Genomic DNA, 11,168 nt, shown 5'->3' with positions numbered 1-11,168 from the left:
TCTTCAATTGCTAAATCCATACATCACCTTAAAAGAGGTGATTTGATCATGTTTCTTTGGGATAAACAAGATGTGTAGAAGATTCAGGGAAATGGGGATGAGCCGGATAGCTACCAAATTGATGGAGATGTGATCAAGAGACAGGGAAATGGGGATGAGCCAAACCAATGACCTGTTCTTGATTATTTGCCCTCGGCATTGGAGAAGAGCCAGATAAATGCGAACAATAGATGAAGATAAAGGGGAAGACCCCAAAAAAAATGCATCTACGTTAATTTGGCGGAGTGGACGGGGCTCGAACCCGCGACCCCCGGCGTGACAGGCCGGTATTCTAACCAACTGAACTACCACTCCATTTCTTGGTGGGTGCTGTAGGGATCGAACCTACGACCCTCGCCTTGTAAGGGCGATGCTCTCCCAGCTGAGCTAAGCACCCTGAAAACTTAAGCTTCTTGAACTGCTTCTTTCAGGTTTTTACCCGCTTTAAACTTGGCTACTCGTGACGCTTTAATTTGTATAACTTTTCCAGTTTGTGGATTTCGACCAGTACGTGCTGAACGATTACCTGTTGAGAAAGATCCGAAACCAGGTATTACTACTTGATCACCACTTCTTAACGCATCAGTAATAGTACTAGTAAATGTTTCCAGAACTCTACTTGCGTCAGCTTTTGTTAAACCCGAACCACTTGCTATAGCATCAACTAATTCGCTCTTATTCATTGCTTCCCCTATACAGTTAATCTTCCATACTTCTAAGCTAATTTAACTTTAATAATCAAATTAACCGGTCAAGTAGTTACTTCCTTGCAGGGCCCGCTATTGGCGGGCTACGAAACGAACTATACCCTGTATTAATGGGTATGTAAATCATTATTTTTAATTTTTTTTGAGCGTTTACCAACAATTTTACCAGATTGTACATTTGTTGGCTCGCCCACCCAAGGACTGCGTTGTAAAGCGAGTTCTAGCACCTGTTCAATAGTCTGAACAGGGTGAATTGTTAGCTTACGTAATACATTATCGGGTATCTCTTCTAAGTCCTTAACATTCTCTTCAGGGATAATGACATGTTTAATTCCACCACGATGAGCTGCCAATAATTTTTCTTTAAGGCCACCAATAGGTAACACTTGTCCTCTTAGCGTAATTTCACCGGTCATGGCTACATCTGCCTTAACGGGGATTTGTGTTACTACAGAGACTAAAACGGTACACATACCAATACCCGCACTTGGCCCGTCTTTAGGTGTTGCTCCCTCTGGAACATGAACATGGAAGTCATTTTTATCGTAAAAATCATCCGCTAAACCAAGTTTTTTAGCTCGGCTTCGTACTACAGTCATCGCAGCATGAATGGATTCTTGCATCACTTCGCCTAATTGACCTGTATGCGTCACTTTACCTTTACCTGGCATCATAGAAGCTTCGATAGTAAGCAACTCCCCACCAACACTTGTCCAAGCTAATCCTGTAACTTGGCCAACCTGATCAAATTGTTCAGCAAGACCATATCTATATTTTTTTACACCAAGATATTTTTCAATATTATTAAGTGATACAGCCATTTTTTTGATCTTTTTATTGGATAAAATTTCCTTTACGACTTTTCGGCAAACACTAGCAATATCCCGTTCTAAGTTACGTACACCAGCTTCGCGCGTATAATGACGAATAATTTCTCGTATAGCACCTTCACTAATGTGAATTTCTTCATTATTTAAACCATTTAAGACGATTTGTTTGGGCACAAGATATTTTTCAGCAATACTTACTTTTTCATCCTCTGTATATCCCGCAAGACGAATTACCTCCATCCTATCCAATAATGGTGCAGGTATTTCCAGAGAATTAGCTGTGGCAATAAACATAACATCACTGAGATCATAATCAACTTCTAGATAATGATCGTTAAAAGTATGATTTTGTTCTGGATCCAATACTTCTAATAAAGCCGCCGCAGGGTCACCGCGGAAATCCATAGCCATCTTATCAACTTCATCAAGCATAATTAATGGATTTTTTACGCCCGCCTTACAGAGTTTTTGGATAATTTTCCCAGGCATAGAACCAATATACGTCCTTCTATGGCCGCGGATCTCAGCTTCATCTCTAACACCACCTAAAGCAATACGTATAAATGTACGTCCTGTAGCATTAGCAATCGATTGTCCCAATGAAGTTTTACCTACTCCGGGAGGACCAACAAGACATAAGATAGGGCCTTTTAGACGCTTTACACGTTGTTGAACAGCAAGGTATTCGATAATACGCTTTTTAACTTGTTCTAAACCATAATGCTCTTTGTCTAATAATTTTTCAGCTTTTAGTAAATCAAATTGAATTTTTGTTCTTTTTTTCCACGGTACTTCAAGCATCCAATCAAGATAGTTTCGAATAACCGTAGCCTCTGCAGACATGGGTGACATCATTTTTAGTTTATGAAGTTCAGCAAGTGATTTTTCTTTTGCTTCTTTGGGCATACCGGCTTTATTAATTGATTTTTCTAGTTGCTCAATTTCATTGCCTTCTTCACCTAACTCACCTAATTCTTTTTGAATAGCCTTCATTTGCTCGTTGAGATAATACTCGCGCTGACTTTTTTCCATTTGACGTTTTACTCGGCCTCTTACTCGCTTTTCGACGTGCAATAGATCTATTTCATTCTCAATTGCAGACATCAAGCGTTCAAGACGAGTACCCACATCTAAAGTTTCTAATAATTCCTGTTTGTCATCAATTTTTAAAGTAAGATGGGCGGCAATCGTATCCGCTAAACGACCAGGTTCTTCAATACCCGCTAAAGGGGATAAAACTTCAGGCGGGATTTTTTTATTAAGTTTAATATATTGCTCAAATTGCGACATAAGAGAACGCATTAAAATGCCTATGTCTGGCTCAGGCATAGCCGCATTCTCATCTTCCATTTCTTCAAGCTCCGCTTCTAAATATCCTTGCGTCTGATGATATTCTTTAGCTTTAGCACGTTTTTCACCTTCGACTAAAACCTTAACAGTTCCATCCGGTAATTTTAATAACTGCAGCACACTTGACAGTGTACCTATCTGAAAGATATCAGCTTCTCCAGGATCATCATTTGATGATTTTTTCTGTGCTACTAAAAAGATTTGTTTATTATCAACCATAGCCGCTTCTAAGGCTTTAATTGACTTTCCTCGACCAACAAAAAGAGGAATAACCATATGAGGGTAAACCACTACGTCTCTTAATGGTAATACAGGTATGTTGGACATTTTTTCAGTCTCATTCGAACTTTCTTTATTTTCAATGGACATAATGAACCCTTATTTAAACAGAAAACTTAAAATTAATATTTTAATGACTACTAACTTATAATTTAAAAGGAAGGGAGAGTTATTGCAAGAAATCAAAGCTTTATAATTAAGAAAGTCCCTTATAAGAACTTCTCCCCTACATTATGTGCAGGAGAGATACAGAGTAGAAAATGTCTACTCTTGGCCACCTGCTGCACTCTTCATCTCATCTTGCTCATAAATAAGAATCGGTTTTGAGGAGCTAGTTATCACACTCTCATCAACCACAACTTTAATTACTCCCTCAAGAGAAGGTAACTCATACATTGTGTCTAAAAGAATATTTTCAAGTATAGCGCGCAAGCCTCGAGCACCCATTTTTCTTTCTAAAGCTTTTTTAGCAATTGCTACCAATGCTTCATCCCTAAACTCAAGCTCTACATCCTCCATTTTGAAAAGAGATTGGAATTGTTTCGTCAACGCATTTTTGGGATTAGTTAAAATATCAATAAGCGCTGATTGATCAAGTTCTTGCAAGGTAGTAACCACAGGCAATCTTCCAACAAATTCTGGAATTAACCCATATTTAATAAGATCATCAGATTCTAACTGACTCAATACCTTCGAAACTTCATCGCTGGTATCTTTTTTGTTTTTCAGCTGCGCAGAAAACCCAATACCTGATTTATCACTTCGCTCTCTGATTACTTTTTCTAAACCTGCAAATGCTCCACCACAAATAAACAAAATATTTGAAGTATCTACTTGTAAAAACTCTTGTTGTGGATGTTTACGACCACCTTGAGGTGGGACGGAGGCAATTGTTCCTTCGATTAACTTCAAAAGTGCTTGTTGAACACCCTCGCCTGAAACATCCCGAGTAATAGAAGGATTATCAGATTTTCGTGAAATCTTATCAATTTCATCGATATAAACAATACCATGCTGTGCTTTATCTACATCATAATCACATTTTTGTAAAAGTTTCTGTATAATATTTTCTACGTCTTCACCAACATAACCTGCTTCAGTAAGTGTAGTCGCATCCGCCATAGCAAAAGGAACATTTAAAATACGAGCTAATGTTTGTGCTAAAAGAGTTTTTCCACTTCCTGTTGGGCCTATAAGTAGGATGTTACTTTTTCCAAGTTCAACACCATCTTCGCTTTTATGTTGTAATCGCTTGTAGTGATTATAGACTGCTACAGACAAAACTTTTTTTGCATGTGCTTGTCCTATAACATATTCATCCAAGAAACATGAAATTTCTTTAGGCGAAGGTAAACGTACTTCAGTTTCTTCTTGTGTATCGTGTGTTTCTTCGCGAATAATATCATTACATAGCTCAACACACTCATCACATACAAATACGGAAGGACCAGCAATTAATTTTTTTACTTCATGTTGGCTCTTTCCGCAAAAAGAACAATACAAAACTTTTTCACCACTTCCGTTACCGGATTTACTCATAACCAAACCCCTTCTTACAACCATTATCGGAAAAGATAATATATGTAAAATATTAGTCAATCAGAAAAAGATATGCCACTGTAATTCATTATAAACTATAGTACTCTAAAAAACGTGAGCCGCATATGCAGAAGCTAACAAATTTAAGAATAAATAAGTTTTAGCTCCCTAGCAATTGCGGCTCAGTTTTCTAAATTCCGCTTACAATTCTACTCGGATATTGGCAATTGGATTCTACTACCTACATGTCGCTCTTTATGTGCGATACGCAGGGCATAGAAATGAATCGCATTAACAATACCCTAACTAGATCAAAATAGCTTGAGGTTTTAGCATCAAAATATTTTGATTCAAGCTAGCGAATTATAAACAAACTCTGGTTTACAAAAATAACTATTCTGTTTTGCTCGCTGACTCTCTATCATAAAGCACTTTATCAATAAGACCATATTCAACAGCTTGTGTAGCACTCATAAAATTATCACGCTCTGTATCACGCATAATTTGATCAGGCGTTTTTTTAGTATGTGTTGCCATTATATTGTTTAGACGCTCTCTTACTGCTAAAGTCTCGCGTGCATGGATTTCGATATCAGTTGCCTGCCCTCGGTAACCGCCTAAAGGCTGATGAATCATCACTCGTGAATTTGGCAAACAGAATCTTTTTCCATCAGCTCCAGCACAAAGCAATAAAGCAGCAGCACTTGCTGCTTGACCTATGCACAAGGTACTCACGTCAGGCTTGATAAATTGCATGGTGTCGTAAATTGCCAATCCTGCCGTAACTACTCCACCAGGTGAATTTATATATAGGGAAATGTCCTTTTCAGGATTTTCAGACTCAAGAAACAGCAATTGAGCAACCACTAAATTAGCCATATGATCTTCAACTTCACCTAAAAGAAAAATAATTCGTTCTTTTAATAATCTTGAGTAAATATCATATGAACGCTCCCCTCGTGAGGTTTGTTCAATAACCATAGGTACTAATCCACTGGCATTACGAATGATATCCTCTGAATAGCCTGACATATACTTACTCTCCTTTCTTCTCTGTCTCTTCAGTCGCTGGCTTAGGATTCATTACTGAATCATAGTCCTTTGATTTGTATTCAATTTTTGCATCTTCAGCAATTTTATCTGCAACCATTTCCTCTAAAACAAGAGCTTCAATTTCAGCCATATGCTCTTTGCTATTTTGATACCAAGTACGCAACTCGTCTGGATTTTCATAAGCACCGGCAAATTTCTCGATCACAGCGTTTACTTTATCCTTATCTGGAACAATTTGATGCTTTTTAACATATTCAGAGAACAATAAACCAAGATGAACACGGCGTTTGGCTTGCTCTTCAAAAAGCTCGCGTGGAAAATCAGGGATTTTTTCATTCTCATGATGCTCATGTCCAAAAATACGATGATACATGTCATGCTTCAAATGCTCAATTTCCTTGTCAATTAATGCTAAAGGCAGCTGAATTTCGTTTACTTCCATTAACTTATCAAACATTTTTTCCCTGTTCATCATGCTTACACGACGCTCTAATTCACGGGTCATATTTTCTTTAATATCTTTTTTGAGAGCATCTACGCCCCCTTCTTTAATATTAAATTTCTCTGCAAATGCATCATCTAGCTCGGGTAGTTTTCCTTCCATCACCTTATGAATCGTAATGTTGAAAACAGCCTCTTTACCCGCTAATTCTTTATGACCGTAGTCAGCTGGAAAAGTAACTTTAATATCGAATGGTTTTTCTTTTTTATTACCAATAATTCCTTCTTCGAAACCGGGGATCATTGCTCCTGAACCAAGAGTTAACTCATGATTCTCTGCACTACCTCCGTCAAAAGGCTTATCATCCAAAAAGCCTGTAAAATCAATTACTACTTTATCGCCGTTTTTGGTTGCACGAGAAACTTCATCCCATACTTTATTTTGTTCACGAAGTTTATCAAGCATGTGCTCAACGTCTTTATCAGTGACTTCTGAACGAGATAACTCAACCGGAGCTTGATTTAATTCAGCAATCTCAAATACAGGCATCACTTCAAATGTTGCGCTATATTTAAAATCTTTACCTTTTTCAAGTTGTTCGGGCTCAACAGAAGGATAGCCAGCAGGAACTAATTCATTTTTTTGCAATGCTTCATATAAAGTAGATTGAACCATATCTCGAGCAACTTCTTCGCGAACGCTATCTGAATAACGATTCGTAACAACATGCAAAGGTACTTTACCGGGACGAAAACCATCTATTTTGACTTTGCGAGCAAGGTTCTTGAGACGTAAGCTCACTTCTTCCTCAACTTTTTCTGAAGGTACAGAAACTGTTACCTTACGCTCCAAACCTTTTAGGGTCTCAACCGAAACGTGCATTAATTTCACCTCATGGAATTTATAATGATAATGGTGCGAAAGGAGAGACTCGAACTCTCACGGGTCGCCCCGCTGGAACCTAAATCCAGTGCGTCTACCAATTCCGCCACTTTCGCAAATCAGGTTGGATTATCAATCAGTAATCCAGTCTTGTAAAGACCGAAATAAAATCTTTCGTGTTAAAACCATTTGTTTTTCAAATGGGGTGAACGATGGGACTCGAACCCACGACAACCGGGATCACAACCCGGGGCTCTACCAACTGAGCTACGCTCACCATAATTTTTTGCCAGAACTCTTATGGAATGATCTGGGCTGGCACGCCCGGCAGGATTCGAACCTGCTACCCTCGGCTTAGAAGGCCGATGCTCTATCCAGATGAGCTACGGGCGCAAAAAAATTGGTCGGGGTGGAGGGATTCGAACCCCCGACATCCTGCTCCCAAAGCAGGCGCGCTACCAAACTGCGCTACACCCCGAAAACCCGTCCCAAGGACAGAGCGCTGATAATACTAGCTGCCATCCTTAAGGTCAATATCTTAAATCATTAAATTTTCATTAATTTTAATTAATCTCCTTTTGCATTTATATTTAACCACCAAAAAGATTTTTTTTAACTCATATAGACAAAAACCACTACAACCCCTGCTTTTTAATCCCCACTCGTATCTTCTTTAATTTTCAGCTAGCATTGATCATTATTCATTTCACATTACAAAATAATGAAAATTAAATTATTACCTATTTTTGATAACCTCAATTATTTACATAAAAATCAAGAAAATGTCGTACTCCCTGATATAAAATTTCAAAACGATTTTAATTACACCTTGAACTTTCTTAAAAGCTATACAGGAAGTCAAGGTACATTCAATAGTTATCGAAGAGAATCCGAACGATTATTACAGTGGACATGGCTTATTAAAAATTCTACATTAGATCAATTAAGACGAGACGATATAGAACAATACATCCGCTTTTGTCAAAAACCTCCTAATACTTGGATAAGCTTAAAAAAGGTACCTCGCTTTATAGAAAAAGAGGGAAAACGAATCCCTAATGAAGAGTGGAGGCCATTTGTAGTAACTTTGAGCAAAGCTGCGCTGAAGAGAGGTCAAAAACCAGTGATTGAGCAATTTAATTTATCACAAGGTGCTCTCCAAGAAATATTAGCCATTTTAAGTACATTGTTTAATTTTTTAATCGCTGAGGAATATTTAGTCGCCAATCCAGTAGCTTTAATTCGCCAAAAAAGTAAGTTTATTCGTAAAGCTCAGCACAATGCGCCTATACGCCGCTTAAGCCTACTTCAATGGAGCGCAGTATTGGATGCAGCTGAATCCCTTGCTAATGATTCACCAATAAAACATGAGAGAACTCGTTTTATGTTAAGCATGTTATTTGGAATGTATTTGCGAATATCTGAGCTTGTAGCAAGTGAGCGCTGGATACCAAGTATGAATCACTTTGCTAAAGACAGTAATGGGCATTGGTGGTTTACCACCGTTGGGAAAGGGAATAAAGAACGGCAAATCGCTGTAAGTGATGCAATGTTAGAAAGTTTAATGCGATGGCGAAGTTTCCTAGGATTAACTCCACTTCCATCATCTGCAGATAACGCCCCTCTCATTCCTAAAATTCGGGGGAATGGCCCAATGGCTGATACCGCCCCCATCCGTAGAATTATTCAACAATGCTTTGACCTTGCTGGAGAACAATTACGTATCAAAGGCCATGGTGAAGAAGCCGACAATTTAACTGCAGCAACAGTTCACTGGCTAAGACATACTGGCATTTCCGAAGATGTAAAAATCCGTCCACGCGAACATGTACGCGATGACGCAGGTCATAGCTCGAGTGCGACTACAGATCGTTATATTGATATTGAGAAAAAAGCGCGACACCAATCAGCTCGGAAAAAAACTATAGAGCCAGAACCAAGTTGAATAGATTTATGATAGAATTCAAAAAAGTATGCTTTTGATCCGTAGCTAAGTGGGCGCAACATAAGCCAGATGTTCTGATTTTATAAATAACCTTTATAACTCAGATTACACTGTGCTCCACCTTAGATACACATCAATTAAGTATCGAGTTTGTGCCTCTAATTTTATTAATAGTTAAAAATTTATCATGCTTACTCTTCGTCAAATTACTTTAAGCCGTGGCAATAAAATTTTATTGGATAAAGTCAATGTTACTCTCTATGAGAAACAAAAAATCGGCTTAATTGGTCATAATGGTTGTGGCAAATCAACACTATTTGATTTTTTACTAAGAAAGTTAACTCCGGATACAGGTGAATTTTTAATTAATCCTCAACTCACTATCAGTCATTTATCACAACAATTGCCTGATAGCGATGAAAACGCATTAGATTTTGTATTGGGTGGGGATGATGGCTATATTAAGTTATGTCAGCGTTTACAAAAAGCAGAAACATCGGGAAATGATGCTGAAGTATTATTATGTCATGAAGAGTTAAACCATACTGCTGGCTATAGTAAGCCTGCTTTGGCAGCTACAATTATGTCAGGGCTGGGTTTTAATTCGAAACAACAACAAGCTTCGGTCAATAGCTTTTCTGGCGGTTGGCGTATGCGTTTAAGCCTTGCACGTTGCTTAATGAAGCCCTCTGATTTACTGTTACTTGATGAACCTACCAACCATTTAGATATGGAGGCAATTTTTTGGCTGGAACGCTTTTTAAAACAAAGCCCAAGCACCATTATTCTTATTTCTCATGACCGTGAATTTCTTGATGCTTTTGTATCCCATATTTTGCATATTGAGAAACAAAATCTGACACTTTATAGTGGTAATTACAGTTGCTTTGAAAAAACTCATGCCCAACAATTAGCATTGCAACAAGCCTTATATGAAAAACAACAAGTTAAAATTAATCATATGATGTCTTTTGTAAATCGTTTTAGAGCAAAAGCTACTAAAGCAAAACAAGCCCAAGGTCGTCTCAAAGCAATAGCACGAATGGAAATTGTTGCTGCAGCACAAATAGACTCACCCTTCTCCTTTGATTTTTTTCCATGTCCCCGAGCGAGCAATCCTTTAATACAATGCAACCTAGTGGATGCTGGTTATCAGCCTGAAAAACCTATTTTAAAAAAAATAAATCTATCTCTTAATCCTGGCGATAGAATTGCCTTGCTTGGACCTAATGGTGAAGGGAAATCAACTTTTATTAAAACATTAACCGGCTCTTTACCCATTTTGAATGGTACAATTCACCGTTCTGCACACTTAAAGATCGGTTATTATGCACAACATCAATTAGAACAATTGGATTGCAAATTAAGCCCAGTCGAAACAATCCAAATACTTTCCCCAGAGGTGCGTGAACAAGCTGTTCGTGACTTTTTGGGTGGCTTTAATTTTATAGGTGATATGGCAGTACAACCCATCCATCACTTTTCTGGTGGAGAGAAAGCACGACTTGCTTTAGCAAAACTCGTATGGTTAAAACCTAATTTACTTTTGCTGGACGAACCCACTAACCATTTGGATCTCGGCATGCGTTCAGCAATTGAACTCGCATTACAAAGTTATGAAGGGGCATTAATATTGATATCTCATGATCGCCATATGTTAAAAACCAGTGTCGATAGTTATTATTTGGTTTATCAGCAAAAAGTCGAAGCTTTTGATGGTGATTTGGATGATTATTATTCTTGGTTACAAAACAAAGATACTATTAAAGAAAACACCCCTTTTTCAGTAACGAATGATTATAAAGAAAAAAAAGCCTTACAAAATCGACTTAAAAAGTTAGAGCATTTGATCGAACAATATCAAGATGAAATCGCCCAATTAGATACTCAGCTTAGTGATGCAAGCCTTTATGAAGACAGTAAGCAACAAAATAAATTAAATCAACTCTTAGAAAAACGCTCTCTCACCCACTCCTCTTTAAATCAAGTAGAAGAAGAATGGTTAGAGATCGGCAGTAGTTTAGAAGAGTTGAATTCTCGTTGAAGATATACTAAATGATGCTCATTTATAATATGACGCTATTAGCGGGCTACTCTATTAC

General features: G+C 37.9%; 7 protein-coding genes and 6 tRNA genes. 2 read left to right on the top strand and 11 right to left on the bottom strand.

From position 1 onward, the window contains the following. Positions 1-277: 277 nt before the first annotated feature. The 11 genes from Lsan_RS03620 to Lsan_RS03570 form a co-directional block, all read right to left on the bottom strand. Positions 278-354, bottom strand: a tRNA-Asp gene (locus tag Lsan_RS03620). 6 nt (positions 355-360) lie between these two features. After that, a tRNA-Val gene (locus Lsan_RS03615) sits at positions 361-436 on the bottom strand. A gap of 7 nt (positions 437-443) precedes the next feature. Continuing rightward, the gene (locus tag Lsan_RS03610) at positions 444-722 is read right to left on the bottom strand and encodes an HU family DNA-binding protein (protein WP_003631985.1); all 279 of its coding nucleotides are present in this window, start codon (positions 720-722) and stop codon (positions 444-446) included. A 131-nt stretch (positions 723-853) separates the two neighbouring features. Continuing rightward, complete coding sequence (gene lon / locus Lsan_RS03605) at positions 854-3,295, bottom strand: endopeptidase La (RefSeq protein WP_058513164.1); 2,442 nt, start codon at positions 3,293-3,295, stop codon at positions 854-856. Positions 3,296-3,469: 174 nt separating this feature from the next. After that, the gene (gene clpX, locus Lsan_RS03600; protein ID WP_058513163.1) at positions 3,470-4,744 is read right to left on the bottom strand and encodes an ATP-dependent Clp protease ATP-binding subunit ClpX; all 1,275 of its coding nucleotides are present in this window, start codon (positions 4,742-4,744) and stop codon (positions 3,470-3,472) included. Between the two features lie 393 nt (positions 4,745-5,137). Beyond that, entirely contained in the window at positions 5,138-5,776 is a 639-nt protein-coding gene (gene clpP, locus Lsan_RS03595; protein WP_058513162.1) for an ATP-dependent Clp endopeptidase proteolytic subunit ClpP, read from the bottom strand. Between the two features lie 4 nt (positions 5,777-5,780). Next, positions 5,781-7,121, bottom strand: a complete 1,341-nt coding sequence (gene tig, locus Lsan_RS03590) for a trigger factor (RefSeq protein WP_058513161.1) — start codon at positions 7,119-7,121, stop codon at positions 5,781-5,783. Positions 7,122-7,152: 31 nt separating this feature from the next. Next, positions 7,153-7,237: transfer RNA gene (locus tag Lsan_RS03585), tRNA-Leu, on the bottom strand. 85 nt (positions 7,238-7,322) lie between these two features. After that, positions 7,323-7,398, bottom strand: a tRNA-His gene (locus Lsan_RS03580). Between the two features lie 39 nt (positions 7,399-7,437). Beyond that, positions 7,438-7,514: transfer RNA gene (locus Lsan_RS03575), tRNA-Arg, on the bottom strand. An 8-nt stretch (positions 7,515-7,522) separates the two neighbouring features. Next, positions 7,523-7,599 (bottom strand) — tRNA-Pro (locus Lsan_RS03570). 243 nt (positions 7,600-7,842) lie between these two features. Between Lsan_RS03570 and Lsan_RS03565 the strand changes: the two genes are divergently transcribed. Beyond that, positions 7,843-9,066, top strand: coding sequence for a tyrosine-type recombinase/integrase (locus tag Lsan_RS03565; RefSeq protein WP_058513160.1), 1,224 nt, complete (start codon positions 7,843-7,845; stop codon positions 9,064-9,066). A gap of 187 nt (positions 9,067-9,253) precedes the next feature. Next, on the top strand, positions 9,254-11,110 hold the full coding sequence (locus Lsan_RS03560) for an ABC-F family ATP-binding cassette domain-containing protein (RefSeq protein ID WP_058513159.1): 1,857 nt from the start codon (positions 9,254-9,256) through the stop codon (positions 11,108-11,110). Positions 11,111-11,168: the final 58 nt, after the last annotated feature.

It is taken from the genome of Legionella santicrucis (assembly GCF_001468135.1).
In the GTDB taxonomy this organism is placed as follows: domain Bacteria; phylum Pseudomonadota; class Gammaproteobacteria; order Legionellales; family Legionellaceae; genus Legionella; species Legionella santicrucis.
Note: the sequence above shows the minus strand (reverse complement) of the source record. Positions and strands in the feature narration are given on the sequence as shown.